Raw genomic sequence first — 18,085 nt, 5'->3', positions numbered from 1 at the left:
GCCGCGACGACAACGCACGCCGGCGCCTGCCCGGCGTGCTGTGCGCCACGGCAGTCCCTGACCGCGGCGATCGACCGGTGGTCCGGTCAGCTTTCGAATTCGAAGCGGCAGGCTTCCGCGCCGGTATTGCGGCACTGGCTCTCGATCACATGGACATGCACGCCGTGCTGGCCTTCCAGCAGGCCGCCGAGCATGCCGCGCAGGAAATGGCAGCACTCGCCGCTTTCGCCGCGATGGCAGAAGGGGCTGTTGCGCACCCGCAGCACGTCGTCGTGCAGCTCGGCCTGGACCAGCTGGCGCATCGCCGGCAGGGCGATGCGGCGGACCGAATCGGCCAGCGGCAGCTGTCCGCCGAGGGCGAAATCGCGCTTGTAGACCCAGGCGCCGACGCGCTGGCCGATGTAGCGCAAGGTCGCCTCGCGCTGCGGCGGCGGCAGTTCGCGTTCCAGCGCGACCAGCTGCAGCAGGATGTTGGGGTAGTTGCGGGCCAACTGGGGTAGCAGAGTTTCTACGCGCTGCGTATCAATCGGCGCAGCCGCATGCCCAGCCGCCGCTCCTCCCGCCGCCGAAGCACTAGGAGCAGAAGCCCCAGCCGCAGGCGCCGAAGCCGCATGCCCATTGCCATTCCCCGCAGCCCGCGGCGCCGCAGCAGCAGCCGGCGCACTCGGCGCGGCCTCGTACGGCGAGGCTTCGAAGCTCTGCACCAGATGGTGCGTGCCCAGTTTCTCTTCCAGCATGAGCAGCGATTCGGCCGGACCGCGCACGACCATCACCAGCACCACGCCTTCCTCGCTGTTGAGCATGCGTTGGCGCAACAGCGTGAACCCGTTGGCGATGACCACCTGCCCGAGCGCGAGCAAGAGGCCGTCGCGGCGGTCGGACACCACGCGAAACTCGACATCCACCATGTAGTACTCCCCTGGCCTGTGCGCAGGTCCGTCTTCCGACTCGTTTTATGTCGCGCGCTCTGGCCAAGGCGACGGCGCGCGATGGCGCAGCGTGCCAGCTGCGTTAACAAAAAACATAAACCAACATCACAGAAAAGTCCGCTTTTTACGCACTTTATGCGGCTTTTTGTACGCGTCGAGAAACGCACCGCATAACAAACGCAAAGCGCGTCAGGAACCGGTCAAGCGCGGTTCGCGGCGAACCAATCGGCGGCCAAATCCAGATCGACGTTGCCGCCGGAGACGATCAGTCCGACCCGTTGTCCGGCGAACAACGCCGGATGGGCCAGCACCACCGCCAGAGGCACCGCGCCGGAGGGTTCGACCACCAGCTTCATGCGTTCGAAGATCAAACGCATCGCGGCGATGACCTGGCGGTCGTCGGTCAGCAGAATCTCGCGCAGGTGTGAGCGAAGGATAGGAAAGGTGAGCGTGCCCAGTTCCGCGCGCAGCCCGTCGCAGACGGTGTCGGCCTTGCGTCCGGTGATGCGGCGGCCTTCGCGCAGCGAATCGTGCGCGTCGGCGGCGCCGGCCGGTTCGGCGCCGTAGACGGCGATGTCCGGGTCGTGGCCGTGCGCGGCGATCGCGGTGCCCGAGCACAGCCCGCCGCCGCTGACCGGCGCGATCACCGCGTCCAGCCGCGGCGCGCTGGCCAACAACTCCAGGGTGGCGGTGCCTTGGCCGGCGATCACCCGCGCGTCGTTGAACGGATGCACCAGCACGCCGCCGGTGTGGGCCAGCACCTGGGCGGTGGCGGCGTCGCGCGAGGCCTGGTCGGGTTCGCAATGGACGATGCGGGCGCCGTAGGCCTGGATCGCTGCCAGTTTGACCTTGGGCGTGTTGTGCGGCGCCACCACGGTGGCCTGGCCGCCGCGCAGGCTCGCGGCCAGGGCGATGGCGCCGCCGTGGTTGCCCGAGCTTTGGGTGACGATGCCGCGCGCGACCTCTTCGTCGCTGAGCGAGTACACCGCGTTGCAGGCGCCGCGGAATTTGAACGCGCCGCCGCGTTGCAGGTTCTCGCATTTGAAGTGCAGTTCGCAGCCGGCCAACTGGTCGAGTGCGCGCGAGCGCAACACGGGGGTGGCGTGGGCGTGCGGGGCGATGCGCGCGGCGGCGGCGAGGATGTCGGCGTAGGTGGGGGCGATGGTGTTGGGGTCGGTCATGGGGCAAGCGTAGCGCGGAAAAGCAAAGGCAAAAGCAAATCCCCCCTGCCCCCCTTTTGCAAAGGGGGGAATCGGAAGGTGGGAATGTGGTGGTTTGTGAGAGCGCGACGGCTGTCGCCATTGCCCCCTTTAGAAAAGGGGGCGGCGCTCGCGCAGCGAGCGCGGGGGATTTGAGCTTTTGCCTTTGCCGCCGCTCAATCGTGCCGCAGCGCCGCAATCGGATCCAACCGCGCCGCCTGCCGCGCCGGATACACGCCGAACGCCAAACCCACCGCCGCGCAGAACAGCGCCGACAGCAGCACCGGAATCGGCGCCCACGCCACCTGCCACCCGGCGAAGGCCGCGATCAGATAAGCCAGCAACACCCCGAACAACAAGCCCAGCGCCGCGCCGGCCACGCAGATCACCGTCGCCTCGCGCAGGAACTGCGCGACCACATCGCGCCGGCGCGCGCCGAGCGCGCGCAGCAATCCGATCTCGCGCCGGCGTTCGAGCACGTTGGCCAGCATGATGTTCATGATCCCGATGCCGCCGACCAACAGGCTCACCCCGGCGATCGCGCCCATCACCACCCGGAAGATCCGCTGGGTCTTTTGATGCTGCTGGAACAACTGCTGCGGCACCACCAGACGGAAATCGGCCATGCCGGCGTGGCGCTGACCGAGCACGGTCGACAGCACCCGCGCACCGGCCGCCAGTTGCGAGGGATCGCGCAGGCGCAACAAGAACCGGTCGATTTCGTCTTCCTGCGGCTGGAACTTGAAACGCGCCCGCGCGCTGGCCAGCGGCAGGTAGACGCGGTTGCTCTCCAGGCCCAGTTGCACGCCCTCGAACTGATCCTTGCTCAGATCGCGGTCGGCCAGCACGCCGACCACTTCCAGCCAGACGTGGTTGACCTTCAGGTACTGCCCGAGCGGATCCACGCCGGGAAACAGATCCGCCGCGGCCTGATGGCCCAGCACCGCCACCGCGGCCAGGGCGCGGTCGTCGGTCTCGCTCAGGGCGCGGCCCTTGGCGATGCGCAGCGACGACAGCGCGAAGTACTCCGGACTCACGCCGCTGGCCTGAGCGTCGCTGCGGCCGCTGTCGCTGAACACCGAATGGGTGCGGATCGGTTTTTCGGCGGCGAAGCGCTCCGCGCCGGGCACCACCGCGAGCGCGGCGTCGGCGTCGGCCAGGCTCAGGCCGAGGCTGCGCGCGCGGGTTTCGCGCAGGCTGTTTTCGTCCTGCGGCTTGGCTTCGGCGATCAGATTGTTCAAGCCCAGGCTTTCGACCAGACGCAAGGCCTCGCGCCGGCTGCCTTCGCCGACCGCTTGCATCGCCACGATCGCGCCGACGCCGAAGATCATGCCGAGCAAGGTCAGCAGCGTGCGCAGACGCCGCCGCCACAGCTCCTCGACCGCTTCGCGCCAGATCGGCGGCAGCGCATGCAGGACGCGGCTCATGGGCGCGCCGCCTGGGGCGCGCGCGAGGTCGGCGCGGCCGACGGCTTGGGCGCGTTGTCTTCGCTGGCGGGTTCTTTCGGCGTCGGCGCGGTTTCGACCGCGCCGGCCTCCGCCAACAGCACTTCGTCGCCGGGCTTGAGCCCGGACAGCACCTGCGAGCGAGCCGGCCCGCGCACGCCCAGCTTGACCGGGCGGCGCAGGAAATCGCCGCCGTCGCGCACCCGCACGTAGTCGCGGCCGTCGTCGCTGTCGACGGCGACGTTGGCCACGCTCAAGGCCGGCGCGTCGAACAGGATCACCCGCGCTTGCAGCCGCTGCCCTGGCACCAGCCGGTAACGGGCGATCGCCGCGGCCGGAATCGGCGCCTTCATGCTCAGATACTTCACCGGACTTTCCTGGCTGCGCACCTTGGCCGCGCTGGCGACCCAGCTGAGTTTGCTGACGATCTTCTGCTCCGGCCGGCCGACCGGAAACATTTCCACCGCCGCGCCCACGTGCACGCCTTGCGCTTCGATCTGGGCCAGGCTCAGATCGAGTTCCATCGCCGACGCGTCGGGCAAGCTGCCGTAATCGAAGCCCGCGCGCAGGGTCGCGCCGACGTTGGGTTTTTCGCCGGACCAGTTGGTGCTCAGCATCAACACGCCGTCGTTGGGCGCGCGCAGCTCCAGCGCGTCCAGATCGGCCTGACGGCTTTTCGCGGCGATGTCGAAGGTCGCGCGCTGCGCGTCCAGCACCGCCAGCTCGGCGCCGCCGCGCACGCCGGCGCGATCGCGCTGCCATTCCAGGGTGCCGCGCTTCTCGGTCAGAAAGCGCCGGTCCTGGACCGCGTCGAGCACCTCGTTGCGCGCCATCGTGCTCAGATCGGCGTTGGCGTAACGCTCGGCGATGCCCAGTTGCACCGCCACCTGGGCCAGATCGACCGCGACCTTGCTCTGCGCGGTTTCCAGCTCGCCCTGCTTGGCCGCGCGCGCGAGCAGGTTGCGCTGCACGTCGATCAGGGTCTGGGCGAGTTCCTGCTTGCCTTGCTCGGCCGAGAAGCGCGCGATCAGATCGCCTTTCTTGACCGCGCTGCCTTCCGGCAGCATCCACTGCACCTGCCGCGCGGCCCAGTTGCGGCCCGGCACGTTGAGCGGGGTGGCCTTGGCCGATTTGAGTTCGCCTTCGCCGTTCACGCTGAGCCGCAACGGCGCACGCGCGACGGTTTCGGTCGCCGCCGGCGCGATCTCGCGCGAGCACGCGCCCAGCCACAACGCCGACAGCGCGCAGGCGAACACGCGCAGCTGCGCGCGAGCGGTCGCCGATCGCATGCCCGTCATCGCGCCGCGCTCCCGCCAGTGGTCTTGCTCGCCGCGCCGGACTCGGCGATTTCCACCCGCACCGCTTGTCCGGGCCGCAGCGGCGCCTGCGCGTCGTCCAAACGCACATCCAGATCCAGCACCGGCACCGGCTGCACCTGCGACTTGCTGCGCACCGCGCGGCCGACCGAGGCGATGCGTCCGCGCACCACGTTGCCGGCGCCGCCCTCGACCACGATCCGCACCGGCGCGCCCACCCGGACCTTCTGCAGATCGCGTTCGGCCAGTTCGGCGCGCACCGCCAAGGTGCTCAGGTCGGGAATTTCCGCGACCGTCTGGCCGACCCAGACCTGCGAGCCGACATCGTATTTTTCGCCTTCGAAATTGCTCCGGTGCATCATCAGCCCATCGCGCGGGGCGACGACGTTGAGCGCGGCGAGCGAGCGTTGCAGACGGTCGACATCGGCCTGAAGCTGATCGCGCTCGGCCGCCAGCAAGCGCCGTTCCTGACGGCGCTGTTCGGCCGAGAGCGCCTCGCGTTTGCGCGCCAGCGCCATCTTGCGTTCCATCTGCGCGCGCGCGACCAGCAATTTGCGGTACTCGATGCCGGCGATCAGTTCGGCCGGTTGCTGGGTCTTGCGTTGCGCCTTGTCCAGCGCGGCCTGCGCTTCGGAGGTGGCCAGGCGTTCGCTGCGTTCGCGTTCGGCCAGTTCCAGATCGAGCTTTTCCAACTCGCTGTGTTTTTCCTTGAGCTGGCTTTGTTTCTCGCTGAGCTGCTTGACCACGTCGCTGCTGTCGAAGCTGATCACCGCCTGCCCGCGTTTGACCGGCGCGCCGTCGGTGGCGAGCTGGGTGATGTTGAACTGCCACATCCGGTCCACGCTCGGCGGCATCAGCGGCGAGGTGCGGCGCGCGTAGACCTCGCCGTCGACCCGCAGCGGCGCGGCCGTCGCCGGCAGCGCCAGCGCGAGCGATATCGCCGCGACTGTGCGCGCGATGACGCGGCCGCTCATCGCGCCGCTCCGGCGGCGGCCGGCGTGGTCGCGACCCGCACGCTCATGCCCGGCAACAAACTCAGCCCGTGCTTGGCCGGCAATTCGATATCGATGGTGAAGTAGCGGCCTTCGCCCCATTCGGACTTGCGGTCCGGCGCGCCGGCGATCGCGGCGATGGTGCCTTGCGCGCGGACGCGCGGCAGCGCGTCGAAACTCAGCTGCACCGGCTGGCCCACGCGCAGGCCGCGGCGATCGGGTTCCAGCGCCCAGGCCCGCACCTGCATGCCGCCGCCGTTGCCGACGACTTCGCCGGCGCGGCTGCCGGGCATGGTCGAGCTGCCTTCGTCGATGCGCCCGCCGATCCAGTTGTTGTTGAAGCCGTGCAGGACGATGCCGTCGCGCTCGGCGCGCACTTCCGATTGGCGCAGCAGCGCGCGGTAGTACTCGCGCTGGCCGGACAGCTTGTCGGCTTCCAGTTGCCCGTCTTGTTTGCGCCGCGCCACCGCGGTGGTGGCGGCGTCGAGTTGTTCGCGTTTGAGCCGATGTTCGCGGGTGGTCTTGTCCAGCTCGCCTTGGTGGCGGTCGTAATCCAGTTGCGAGATCAGCGCGCGCGGGATCGCCGCTTCGATCTTGGCCGTGGCCAGCGCCGCCTCGGCCTCGGCCACTGCGACTTCCGCGTCGACCGCCTTGACCTCCAGCTCGGCCAGTTCCTTGGCGGCCTTGGCCCGGGCTTGTTCGAGCTTGGCGTCGAGTTCGGGAATCTGGGTGCCGGCCTGGCCCGGGTCGATCCGCAACACCACCTCGCCGGCCTTGACCGCCTGACCCTCGGGCACGAAGTAGCGGATCGTCACCGGCGCGGTGTTGGATTGCGGGGTGTAGAGGATCTGCGCGCCGACCGAGCGGACTTCGCCGGTCAGCACCGCCGCGCCTGCGGTCGTCGCCATCCACGGCAGCGCCGCCAGCGACAGCAGCGCGATTGTGTTGTGCGCGCGCATGCGCTCAGGCCGCCGAATCATGATCGATCTTGCCGTCGTGCAGACGCACCTCGCGCGGCGCGCGCGCGGCCAGGTCGCGGTCGTGGGTCACCAGCACCACGGTCTGGCCGCCGGCGTGAACCTCGCCGATCAGATCGAGCACGTCGGCCGCGCTTTTGGAATCCAGATTGCCGGTGGGTTCGTCGGCCAGCAGCAGGGCGGGGCGCAACAACAAGGCGCGAGCGATCGCCGCGCGTTGCTGCTGGCCGCCGGACAGTTCGCTGGGCCGATGCGAACTGCGCTCGCCCAGGCCGACCCGCGCCAGCAGTTCGCGCGCGTGCTCGTGCGCGTCGGCCGGCGGCTGGCGGTGGAAGCGCAGCGGCAACAGCACGTTTTCCAGCACGCTCAAGCGCGGCAGCAGATGGAAACTCTGGAACACGAAACCGATGCGGCGATTGCGGATGTCGCTGGCCGCTTCGTCGTCGAACTCGGCCACGTCGCGCGCTTCGATCAGATAGCGGCCGCGGGTGGGCCGATCCAGGCAGCCCAGAATATTGAGCAGGCTCGACTTGCCCGAACCCGATGCGCCGGTGATGGCGACGAACTCGCCGGCGGCGATCTTCAGATCCACACCGGCCAATGCATTCACCGCCTGCCCATTCATTTCATAGCGACGATGGACCGCATCCAGTTCGATCATCGAAAACCAAGCGCGAGGTAATGAATATGGTGCCAAGCGGCACGCCGTCGCCTCGATTACCGAAGCGATGCATGAATCGACCTGACGATCGCGCCAAGGTTCCCGGCGCAGCGGCCAAGCTTAACCCGCTCCCGCCGCGCCGATGCATCCGACCCTCGCCGGCGCTTGCCGCGCGCCGGAGGATTTGTGAACCCGTGCTGCAATCGCTTTGCGGGTAGCGGCTAGTTTATGGACAGATTCGCGCATCCGCGATCGCGTCGGCCGCGTTGATCGGGCACCGGGCCCGCGTCGTCTCGGAGCTGTTATGTTTCTCGCACCCATGCTCTGTCCGCGTCGCCGGCGAGCGGAATCACTCCAGGCGCGGCGCTTCGCCGACGCCTCCAACAGGGGATGCTCCATGCTCCGCAAATCCGCTACGGTATGCCTGTCCGTCTGCCTGCTCATGCTGGCCGGTTGCGAAATGCCGCCCCGGTTCATGCCGCTGTCGGCCGACCAGGCGCTTCCCCACGTCGATCTGCGCGACACCTTGCCGGCCGCTCAGGCCCCGGTCTGAACCGTATAAGTCGGGCCGGGCGGAGTTAAGCCCGAGTTCAACGCATCAGGCAGACTCTGGGATCCTACCCGGGGGGTCTGCCATGATCCGTAAACTCATAGTTCCTCTAGTTGCAGCCGGCCTGCTGGCGGGCTGCGTGTCCGATTACACCCTGCGCGGCGGTGGCGGCGGCGGTTCGTATTACTACGGCCGGCCCAGCGTCGACTACAACTACTACGGCGGTTACGGCGGCTATGGACCCTACGGGTATCCGTACGGCGAGTCCTACCGCTATCGCGGCTACGGCTACGGCGGCTATCCGTACTACGGGTATCCCTACGGTTACGGCTACCCGCGCTACTACTACCCCAACCGTCCGCACCGTCCGCCGAGCCAGCCCAACAACCCGTCGGTCCCGCGCCCGCCGCGCGCCGATGGCGGCGTGAGTTGGCGCGACGCGCGTCCGGTCGGCGGCGGCGTCTGGGTGCCGCGCGATCCGGGCGCGTCGCAGCCGCGCGCGATGCCGCAGCCGCGCATGTCGGCGCCGGCCGCCCCGTCCGGGCGTGCCGATGGTGGCCGCAGCTGGAAGGAATGGCGCAACGCCGAACGCTGAACGGTGTCCTGCCGGTGCCGGGGCATGCCCCGGCACTCGCCGGAATTGGAACGGGGCGCACTTGCGTTCAAGCCGAAGTGACCGCAATCTACCGCTACTGACCGCTTACGTCGCATTTGGACGTTTTCGGTAAGCACAGGCTTCCATGTCGGCGCCTGGCGAGGAATCACGGATCCCCCCTGTTCCGTCCCCGTCAGGCGTCGGCGCCCATTCTCCCGAGCGTTCGGGAATGCGAAAAAGCGCGCGTATCCACGCGCGCTTTTTCGTTTTGGATCAATGAGTTCGCTCTTGGCCGAGGACGGCCGGCCGAACCGGCGTGGCGGCCGATGGCCGCGGCCCGCGGCGTAAAGCGCAGGCAATAAAAAGGGGCCGAATGTCCCCCGACATTCGGCCCCCCGGCTTCCCCCGCGAGCGCTTGGCCAGCCCCTGTTCCAATTCCAGCCGGCGTCTAGCGCCTGCCCCGCAAGGTGCATGAATAGCTACGCATGATCCGTGCCAAGTGGACACGGATCCGGATAGCCGAATCCGGACTGTCCCGCTAGGGATTGGCGACGCTCAGACTCGAAAACCGGCCGCGTGAGATCATGGCGGCCGGCGCAGCCCCGACGTTGCGCTCCTAGCGACTCCTAATTTCCCGATCCCGGCCCCAAGCCCATGTCCTTCTACCACTACGACGTCATCGTGATCGGCGGCGGCCACGCCGGCACCGAGGCCGCGCTGGCGTCGGCGCGCGCCGGTGCGCGCACCTTGCTGCTGACCCACTCGGTGGAAACGGTCGGCGCGATGAGCTGCAACCCGGCCATCGGCGGCATCGGCAAGGGCCACCTGGTCAAGGAGATCGACGCGCTCGGCGGGATCATGGCGCGCGCCGCCGATGCCGCCGGCATCCAGTGGCGCCGGCTCAACGCCAGCAAGGGCCCGGCGGTGCGGGCGACCCGTTGCCAGGCCGATCGCGGCTTGTACCGCGCCTTCATCCGCCGCGCGGTCGAGGCCGAGCCGGGGCTGACCCTGTTCCAGGCCGCGGTCGACGACATTCTTTTCGAACACGGCCGGATCGTCGGCGCGCTGACCCAGACCGGCCTGCGCTTCCACGCGCCGGCGGTGGTGCTGACCGCCGGCACCTTCCTCGCCGGCAAGGTGCATGTCGGCCAGACCACTTACGCCGCCGGCCGCGCCGGCGACCCGCCGGCGACCGCGCTGGCCGCGCGCCTGCGCGAGGGCCCGTTCGTGGTCGACCGGCTCAAGACCGGCACGCCGCCGCGGATCGACGGACGCAGCCTGGATTACTCGGTGATGGAAGAGCAGCCGGGCGACGATCCGCGTCCGGTGATGTCCTTCCTGGGCAGTCGGGCCGACCATCCGCGTCAGGTCTCGTGCTGGATCACCCACACCAGCGAGCGCACCCACGAGATCATCCGCGGCGCGCTCGACCGCTCGCCGCTGTACACCGGCCAGATCGAGGGCATCGGCCCGCGCTACTGCCCGTCGATCGAGGACAAGGTGGTGCGCTTCGCCGAGAAGGCCAGCCACCAGATCTTCGTCGAGCCCGAGGGCCTGGACGTGGCCGAGATCTACCCCAACGGGATTTCGACCTCGCTGCCGTTCGACGTGCAGCTGGATCTGGTGCGCAGCATCCGCGGTTTCGAGAACGCGCACATCACCCGCGCCGGTTACGCGATCGAGTACGACTTCTTCGACCCGCGCGGGCTCAAGACCACCCTGGAGACCAAGGCCATCGCCGGCCTGTTCTTCGCCGGCCAGATCAACGGCACCACCGGTTACGAGGAAGCCGCCGCGCAGGGCCTGCTGGCCGGCGTCAACGCGGCGCGTTTCGTGCGCGGCGCCGAGGGCTGGAGCCCGCGCCGCGATGAGGCTTACCTGGGCGTATTGGTCGACGATCTGATCACCCACGGCACCAGCGAGCCGTACCGCATGTTCACCTCGCGCGCCGAGTACCGCTTGCAGCTGCGCGAGGACAATGCCGACTTGCGCCTGACTCCGGTCGGGCGCGAGTTGGGTCTGGTCGATGAAGCGCGCTGGAGCGCGTTCGAGCGCAAGCGCGAAGCGGTGGAGCGCGAGACCGCGCGCCTGGGCGCGGTGTGGGCGGCGCCGAACAATGCGCTGGGGCGCGAAATCGCCCAGACCCTGGGCATCGAAGTCAGCCGCGAGAGCAGCGCGCGCGATCTGCTCAAGCGGCCGGAACTGGACTACGCCAAGCTGATGCAGGTGGCCTCATTGGGCCCGGGCACGGACGATGCCGAGGTGGCCGAGCAGGTCGAGATCGGGGTGAAGTACGCCGGTTATCTGGACCGTCAGCGCGAAGAGATCGAACGCCAGCAGCGCAACGAGAGCACGCCGATTCCGGACGGTTTCGATTACGCCGGGGTGCGCGGCTTGTCGCTGGAAGTGCAGCAGAAGCTGGAACGGGTGCGGCCGCAGACGGTCGGGCAGGCGCAGCGGATTCCGGGGATGACGCCGGCGGCGATTTCGCTGCTGTTGGTGCATTTGACGCGGGCGCGGCGGGCGCGGGTGGCGTAGGCGGGCGAAGCAAATCCCCCGCGCAGTGGGGGCGGTCCCGGCTTCGTGCTTGCGCAAGCGTCCGCCCCCTTTTGCAAAGGGGGCGATTTGCAGCGCGCGGTCCTAACTGCGTTTGCAGCGTCCGTCTGCCCGTTCGCCCACCGTTGCCGTCGTTGTCGCTGTTGCTGTTGCTGTTGCTGTTCCCCCCTTTGAAAAAGGGGGGCAGGGGGGATTTGCTCTTGCTCCTCCCCAACAACCTCAATACAACTTCCGCTCCCCCTTAGGCGGCGGCGACCACTGATACAACCACGTCTCGCTAAGCGCCCCACTGCCGTCGCGCAAGAACAGGCGCAGATCGATCTGCTCGGTCGAATCCCCCGGCGGCACCGCGTCGAACATCGCCCGATACCCGCCGATCTCATGCAACGGCCGGCACGAAACGGTCTCCAGTTTGCCGCTGCCGATCTGCAACACCGGCTCGACCGTGGCGTTGCGCTTGGCCAGCTGCGCCAGCGTCCCACCGGCGAAATCCACCGCGAACCGCTGCGAGTAGTAATCGCGCTTGAAACCGATCCGCCCGCCCAGCCCCGTGCGCGTGGCCACGCAATGGGCGAGCTTGGGCACCGCCGGCGGCTGCGCACCCCAATACAGCCGGTAGCCGTACAACAGCTCCTGCCCGGCTTGCGGTTTCTCGCGCGGGTTCCAGAACGCGACGATGTTGTCGAAGGTTTCGTCGATGGTCGGGATTTCCACCAACTGCACCGAACCCGCGCCCCAGCCTTGCTTGGGCTCGACCCACAGGCACGGGCGCTTCTCGTAGAACACGCCGTCGTCCTGGTAATGGTCGAAGTTGCGGTCGCGCTGCAGCAGCCCGAATCCGCGCGGGTTTTCGTCGCTGAACATGTTGAAGCGCAGGTGTTCGGGATTGCACAGCGGACGCCAGATCCATTCGTCGCTGCCGGTCCACATCGCCAGGCCGTCGGTGTCGTGGATCTCCGCGCGCCAGTCCCAATCCATGCGCCGGTCGTTTTCGCCGACCTGGTACATGCTGGTGCACGGGCCCAGGCCGAGACGCTCGATGCTTTTGCGCGGGTACAACGCGCAATCGATGTCCATCAGCAACACTTCGCCCGGAGTGATGGCGAAGCGGTAAGCGCCGGCGACGCTGGGCGAATCGAGCAGGCCGTACACCACCACGGTGTTGGAGTTCGCCGCCGGGCGTTCGAGGTAGTAGGCAACGAAGTCGGGGAATTCCTCCGGGCGGCCGCTGCCGGTGTCGATCGCCAGGCCGCGCGCGGACTGGCCGTACTGGCCCTCCACGCCGACCGCGCGGAAATAGCTCGCGCCCAGGAACGCGGCGAAATCGCGCTCGGGGTCCTTGCGGGTGTTCAGGCGGAAACCGGCGAAACCCAGATCGGCCGGCAGCGGCTTGCCCTGGATGCCGCTGCGCGCGCGGTCGAACATCTCCGGGTCGTAGGCGATCTCGCGCGCCTGACCGTCGGCGAGTTCGTACATGTGCACCGGCGATTTGAAGTACAGGCCCAGGTGAAAGAACTGGGCCAGGAACTGGCCGTCGCCGTCGCCCCACAAGGCGTGGTCGCGGCGGAAGCGGATCGATTGGTACTGGTCCCAGTTCAGCGCCGCCAGCGCCGGCGGCAGGGTGGTGCTGCGCGGCACGTAAGCGCGCTCGGCCAAGGCGCGGGCCTTGCCTTTGAGGCTGGCGAAATCGAACGGCTGCGGCGCGCCGAGCTTCTTCACCGGCGCCGGGCCGGCCAGGGCCAACGCGGGCAGGGGCAGGCCGAACGAGGCCAGGGCGGCGGCCGCGGATTGCAGGAACTGGCGTCGGATCATGGCGGGGTGGTGCGATTGCGGGGGTTGAGCATGCTAGCCAATACCGCTGGGGTGGTGGTTATGGCGGTGTCTAGGTGGGGTCGGGGTCGCGGTTTGGTGGGGCGCGTTTGCGAGCCACTGGCTCGCGCGCCACCGAACGCCCGAACGCTATGCGTTCGGGCCGGGGGGCGAGTTGGAATGCAGGCCGAGGTGAGGGCGGCGCACCGCCCACCGTCCAAATCAAAAGCGCCCACCCCCGCAGCCACCTACAATATCGCCATGCTCCGACTCACCGACCTCCGCCTGCCGCTGGACCACAGCGACAGCGCGCTCACCGCCGCCATCGCCGCCCGCCTGGGCATCGCCGTCGCCGACATCGCCGGCCACACCATCGCCAAGCGCAGCTACGACGCGCGCAAGCGCGGCGGCATCGAATTGATCTATTCGCTCGACATCGACACCCCGCGCGAGGCCGAAATCCTCGCCCGCCTGGGCACCGAGGCGAACGTCGCGGCGCCAGCGCCCGGCAAGCGTTCGCCCGGCAAGGCGCCGGCCGCCACCGGCAAGGTCATGCCCACGCCCGACACCGACTACAAATTCGTCGGCCGCGCGCCCGCTTCGCTGCCGCTGCGGCCGATCGTGATCGGCATGGGCCCCTGCGGCCTGTTCGCCGGCCTGATCCTGGCCCAGATGGGCTTCCGCCCGATCATCCTGGAACGCGGCAAGGCGGTGCGCGAACGCACCGTCGACACCTTCGGCCTGTGGCGCAAGCGCGTGCTAAATCCCGAGTCGAACGTACAGTTCGGCGAAGGCGGCGCGGGCACGTTCTCCGACGGCAAGCTCTACAGCCAGATCAGCGACAAGCTGCATCACGGCCGCAAAGTGCTGACCGAGTTCGTCCTGGCCGGCGCGCCGGAAGAAATCCTCTACGTCAGCAAGCCGCACATCGGCACCTTCCGGCTGGTGTCGATGGTCGAGAACATGCGCGCGACCATCGAATCGCTGGGCGGCGAAATCCGTTTCTCGCAGCGGGTCGACGACGTGCTGATCGAAAACGGCCAACTGCGCGGCGTGGTTCTCGCCGACGGCCAGCAACTGCGCGCCGATCACGTGGTCTGCGCGCTCGGCCACAGCGCCCGCGACACCTTCAAGATGCTGCACGAGCGCGGCGTGTACATGGAGGCCAAGCCGTTCTCGATCGGTTTCCGGATCGAACACCCGCAGTCGCTGATCGACGGCGCGCGCTTCGGCCCGCAGGCCGGGCATCCGATCCTCGGCGCGGCCGACTACAAACTCGTGCACCACTGCCGCAACGGCCGTTCGGTCTACAGCTTCTGCATGTGCCCGGGCGGCACGGTGGTGGCCGCGGCCAGCGAGCCGGGCCGGGTGGTCACCAACGGCATGAGCCAGTACTCGCGCAACGAGCGCAACGCCAATGCCGCGATCGTGGTCGGCATCACGCCCGAGGACTACAAGCCCTACGACGACAGCGGCTCGCCGCTGGCCGGCATCGCCTTGCAGCGGCATTGGGAAGCGCAGGCGTTCGCGCTCGGCGGCGGCGAATACGAAGCGCCCGGGCAACGCGTCGGCGATTTCCTCGCCGGCCGCGCCTCGACCGCGCTCGGCGCGGTCCAGCCCTCGTATACGCCGGGCGTGCGGCTCAGCGATTTGAGCCAGTCGCTGCCCGACTACGCGATCGCGGCGATTCGCGAAGCGCTGCCCGCGTTCGACAAGCAGCTCAAGGGCTTCGCCATGGCCGATGCGATGCTGACCGGGGTGGAGACGCGCACGTCCTCGCCGCTGCGCATCACCCGCGGCGTCGACGGCCACAGCCTCAACACCCGCGGCCTGTTTCCGGCCGGCGAGGGCGCCGGTTACGCCGGCGGGATCCTGTCGGCGGCGGTGGACGGAATCAAGGCGGCCGAGGCGGTGGCGATGAGCCTGCTCGGCCGCGCGGCCTGAGCGGGCCAGGCGGACGCGGACGGCGATGATCGAGTTCGCCATCGGCAGCCGCAGCGAGGTGGCGTTGCGCCTGGATCGCGCCGATGCGTCGGCGTGGTTGCGGGCGCTGGGCGCGGGGACGCTGGTGGCGCCCGCGCTGCGCGAGGGCCAGGTGTTCGCGATCGAACTGCTGCGCTCGCAGCAGGAATGGCTGCGCATCGAAACCGCGCGCTGCCGGATCGCGGTGGATGAGGACTCGTTGCAGTACCTGCGCGATCGGCTCGAACAATTCCTGCAGACCGGGGAATTCTGGCCGGCCGAGTTGTGGCATCTGCGCGACACCCGCAGCGGCCGCGAACGCACGGTGTATCTGTTCAAGGCCGAGTCGTAGCGCATCCGCCGTCGCCGCGGCCGCGCCGGCTTGTCCCGATCCTGCGCAAGCCCTGTGCGCAATCGGTCGCCCCGCTCCGCCGGTAGCGGCCTATGCCAAATGGCAGGGGGCAAGCGCGGCGCCTTGGCTAGGATGTCCGATCCAGTCCCGCGCGTCGCCGGAGTCCGCCATGTCCCGACCCTCCCTTGCCCTGCTGCCGCTGCTGATCGCCGCCGCGCTGCCGCTGACGGCCGCGCGCGCGCAGACCGCCGCGCCGCGCGATACGCCGTATCCGGGCACGCTGCAGTTGGAGGTCGACGCCACCGACATCGCCCGCCGGGTGCTGCACGCGCGCCAGCGCATTCCGGTTCAGGCCGGGCCGATGACCTTGCTGTTTCCGCAGTGGATCCAGGGCAATCATTCGCCGACCGGGCCGGTCGACAAGCTCGCCGGCCTGCGCATCGTCGGCAACGGCCGGACGATCGACTGGACCCGCGATCCGCTCGACGTCTACGCCTTCCAGCTGACCGTGCCCGAGGGCGTGAGCGAGTTGGAACTGAGCTTCGACATGCTCACCCCGACCGGCAACAACCAGGGCCGGGTGATCATGACCGCGGACATGCTCAACGTGCAGTGGAATCAGGTCGCGCTGTATCCGGCCGGTTACTACGCGCGCGGCATCCAGATCGCGCCGACCCTGAAACTGCCGGCGGGCTGGCAGGCCGGGACCGCGCTGGAAGTCGAATCGCGTCAGGGCGATACCTTGCGTTACCGCGCGGTGCCGTTCGACACGCTGCTGGATTCGCCGGTCTACGCCGGCCGCCACTACAAGCAGATCGATCTCGACCCGGGCGCGAAAACGCCGGTGCGTTTGAACATCGTCGCCGACGCGCCCAAGTTCCTGGAAGCCAAACCCGAGCAGATCACCTTGCACCGGCAGCTGGTCCAGCAGGCGTACAAGCTGTTCGCCACCCAGCCTTACGACCACTACGATTTTCTGTTCTCGCTGTCTTCGCAGATGAGCGGCAACGGCCTGGAGCATCACCGCTCCAGCGAGAACGGCGTGGACCCGGACTACTTCACCGGTTGGGACGGCGCCAGCAGCGTGGTCGGCCGCGATCTGCTCGCGCACGAGTTCGTGCATTCCTGGAACGGCAAGTACCGGCGTCCGGCCGGCATCACCTCGACCAATTTCAATCAGCCGCTCAGCGACGGCCTGCTGTGGGTCTACGAAGGTCAGACCCAGTACTGGGGCTTCGTGCTGACCGCGCGCGCAGGATTGTGGAAGCCCGAGCTGGCGCGCGACGCCCTGGCCCTGGTCGCCGCGCGTTACGCCGAAGACCGGCCCGGACTGGCCTGGCGTTCGATCCAGGACACCACTTTGGATCCGGTGATCGCGATGCGCCGGCCGAAGTCGTACCAGAGCTACCAACTCAGCGAGGACTACTACAGCGGCGGCCAGCTGGTGTGGCTGGCGGTCGACGCCAAACTGCGCGCACTGACCGGCGAGAAGCGTTCGCTCGACGATTTCGCCCGCGGTTTCTTCCACGGCGAGAACGGCGACTACCGGGTCAAGCCGTATCAGTTCGAAGACGTGGTCGCGGCCTTGAACGCGGTCGCCGCGTTCGATTGGGCGAAGTTCCTGCGCGAACGCATCGACGCCAAGGCCGCGCCGCTGGACGGCCTGGCGGCCAGCGGCTGGAAGCTGGTGTTCACCGATACGCCCAGCGATTTCCTCAAGTTCGCCGAGGCCGATCGCAAGTCCACCGATCTGACCTATTCGCTGGGATTGAACCTGTCCGGCGAAGGCAACATCAGCAGCGTGCGTTGGGACGGCCCGGCGTTCAACGCCGGCATCGCGCCGGGCAGCACGCTGATCGCGATCAACGGTTATGCCAGCACCGGCGAGCGACTCAAGGAAGCGGTGACCGCGGCCAAGGACGGGCAGCGGCCGATCGAGCTGATCGTGAAGAACGCCGACGTGGTCAAGACCGTGCGCATCGATTACCGCGGCGGCCTGCGCTATCCCAAGCTGGAGCGGATCGAGGGTACGCCGGACCGCCTGTCGAAGATTTTCGCGCCGAAGTGAATGCGGCGCGCCCGCCCGGGTCGCGCGACCCGGGCGGCTTCGCGCACAATGGCGCGCATGGACGACGTACACACCGACGCGCGCGCAGGGCGCGGATCGCCGCAACCGGCGCATTACCTGCTGATCGATTTCGAAGCCACCTGCGCCGACGACGGTTCGATCGCGCGCACCCACATGGAAATCATCGAGATCGGCGCGGTCCTGGTCGAGGCCGATACGCTGAGCGTGGTCGATGAGTTCCAAAGTTTCGTGCGGCCGGTGCGGCACCCGCGCCTGACCGCGTTTTGCACTCGATTGACTTCGATCCGCCAGGCCGAGGTCGATGCCGCGCCGCTGTTCGCCGACATGCTGGCCGCGTTCAAGCCGTGGCTGTACCGCTACCCGGATTTCCTCTGGGGCTCGTGGGGCGACTACGATTTGCATCAGCTGCAACAGGATTGCGATTTCCATCGCCTGCCCAATCCGATCGGCGCGCCGCATCGCAACATCAAGCAACTGTTCGCGCAGGCCCAGGGCTTGAGCAAGAAGCCCGGCCTGGGCGAGGCGGTGCGTTTGGCCGGGTTGGAGTTCGCCGGCACCCACCATCGCGGCATCGACGATGCGCGCAACATCGCGCGGCTGATGCCGTGGGCTTTGGGGCGTGCGCGGCTGCCGTCGCGGCGGGGCTGAGGCGC

15 protein-coding genes are annotated in these 18,085 nt (G+C 68.5%); 7 read left to right on the top strand and 8 right to left on the bottom strand.

The annotated features are described in order from the left end of the window. Positions 1–86: 86 nt before the first annotated feature. The 7 genes from V7787_RS11955 to V7787_RS11925 form a co-directional block, all read right to left on the bottom strand. Entirely contained in the window at positions 87–908 is an 822-nt protein-coding gene (locus V7787_RS11955) for a 4-vinyl reductase (RefSeq protein WP_336088392.1), read from the bottom strand. Between the two features lie 221 nt (positions 909–1,129). Further along, a complete protein-coding gene (locus V7787_RS11950; protein ID WP_336088391.1) occupies positions 1,130–2,110 on the bottom strand; it encodes a pyridoxal-phosphate dependent enzyme in 981 nt (326 codons plus the stop codon). 194 nt (positions 2,111–2,304) lie between these two features. Further along, positions 2,305–3,555: an ABC transporter permease gene (locus V7787_RS11945; RefSeq protein ID WP_336088390.1), complete on the bottom strand. Its 1,251-nt coding sequence runs from the start codon at positions 3,553–3,555 to the stop codon at positions 2,305–2,307. After that, a complete protein-coding gene (locus tag V7787_RS11940; protein ID WP_336088388.1) occupies positions 3,552–4,871 on the bottom strand; it encodes an efflux RND transporter periplasmic adaptor subunit in 1,320 nt (439 codons plus the stop codon). Before V7787_RS11940 ends, V7787_RS11945 begins: the two co-directional genes overlap by 4 nt. Further along, positions 4,868–5,863, bottom strand: coding sequence for an HlyD family secretion protein (locus V7787_RS11935; protein WP_336088387.1), 996 nt, complete (start codon positions 5,861–5,863; stop codon positions 4,868–4,870). Before V7787_RS11935 ends, V7787_RS11940 begins: the two co-directional genes overlap by 4 nt. Then, positions 5,860–6,861: an HlyD family secretion protein gene (locus V7787_RS11930; protein ID WP_336088386.1), complete on the bottom strand. Its 1,002-nt coding sequence runs from the start codon at positions 6,859–6,861 to the stop codon at positions 5,860–5,862. Before V7787_RS11930 ends, V7787_RS11935 begins: the two co-directional genes overlap by 4 nt. Beyond that, complete coding sequence (locus V7787_RS11925) at positions 6,845–7,519, bottom strand: ABC transporter ATP-binding protein (protein WP_336088385.1); 675 nt, start codon at positions 7,517–7,519, stop codon at positions 6,845–6,847. The genes V7787_RS11930 and V7787_RS11925 overlap by 17 nt, the downstream gene beginning before the upstream one ends. A 397-nt stretch (positions 7,520–7,916) precedes the next feature. Here V7787_RS11925 and V7787_RS11920 point away from each other — a divergent pair, with 397 nt between their 5' ends. From V7787_RS11920 to mnmG, 3 genes are all read left to right on the top strand, one after another. Further along, positions 7,917–8,072: a hypothetical protein gene (locus V7787_RS11920; protein ID WP_336088384.1), complete on the top strand. Its 156-nt coding sequence runs from the start codon at positions 7,917–7,919 to the stop codon at positions 8,070–8,072. 82 nt (positions 8,073–8,154) lie between these two features. Next, positions 8,155–8,664, top strand: a complete 510-nt coding sequence (locus V7787_RS11915) for a hypothetical protein (RefSeq protein WP_336088383.1) — start codon at positions 8,155–8,157, stop codon at positions 8,662–8,664. A 654-nt stretch (positions 8,665–9,318) separates the two neighbouring features. Beyond that, the gene (gene mnmG / locus V7787_RS11910) at positions 9,319–11,202 is read left to right on the top strand and encodes a tRNA uridine-5-carboxymethylaminomethyl(34) synthesis enzyme MnmG (RefSeq protein WP_336088382.1); all 1,884 of its coding nucleotides are present in this window, start codon (positions 9,319–9,321) and stop codon (positions 11,200–11,202) included. 237 nt (positions 11,203–11,439) lie between these two features. Here mnmG and V7787_RS11905 read toward each other — a convergent pair whose 3' ends face one another. After that, on the bottom strand, positions 11,440–13,032 hold the full coding sequence (locus tag V7787_RS11905) for a glucan biosynthesis protein (protein WP_336088381.1): 1,593 nt from the start codon (positions 13,030–13,032) through the stop codon (positions 11,440–11,442). Between the two features lie 258 nt (positions 13,033–13,290). On the opposite strand from V7787_RS11905, the gene V7787_RS11900 reads away from it, so the two are divergent. From V7787_RS11900 to V7787_RS11885, 4 genes are all read left to right on the top strand, one after another. Then, positions 13,291–14,973, top strand: a complete 1,683-nt coding sequence (locus V7787_RS11900) for an NAD(P)/FAD-dependent oxidoreductase (protein WP_336088380.1) — start codon at positions 13,291–13,293, stop codon at positions 14,971–14,973. 25 nt (positions 14,974–14,998) lie between these two features. Beyond that, on the top strand, positions 14,999–15,343 hold the full coding sequence (locus V7787_RS11895) for a hypothetical protein (protein WP_336088379.1): 345 nt from the start codon (positions 14,999–15,001) through the stop codon (positions 15,341–15,343). Between the two features lie 169 nt (positions 15,344–15,512). Beyond that, positions 15,513–17,411 carry a M61 family metallopeptidase gene (locus V7787_RS11890; RefSeq protein WP_336088378.1) on the top strand — a complete coding sequence of 633 codons (1,899 nt, stop codon included), beginning with the start codon at positions 15,513–15,515 and terminating at the stop codon, positions 17,409–17,411. A gap of 57 nt (positions 17,412–17,468) precedes the next feature. Continuing rightward, positions 17,469–18,080, top strand: a complete 612-nt coding sequence (locus V7787_RS11885) for a 3'-5' exonuclease (protein WP_336088377.1) — start codon at positions 17,469–17,471, stop codon at positions 18,078–18,080. Positions 18,081–18,085: the final 5 nt, after the last annotated feature.

This window comes from Pseudomonas sp. CGJS7 (assembly GCF_036961695.1).
This window is presented reverse-complemented; position numbering and strand designations above follow the sequence as displayed.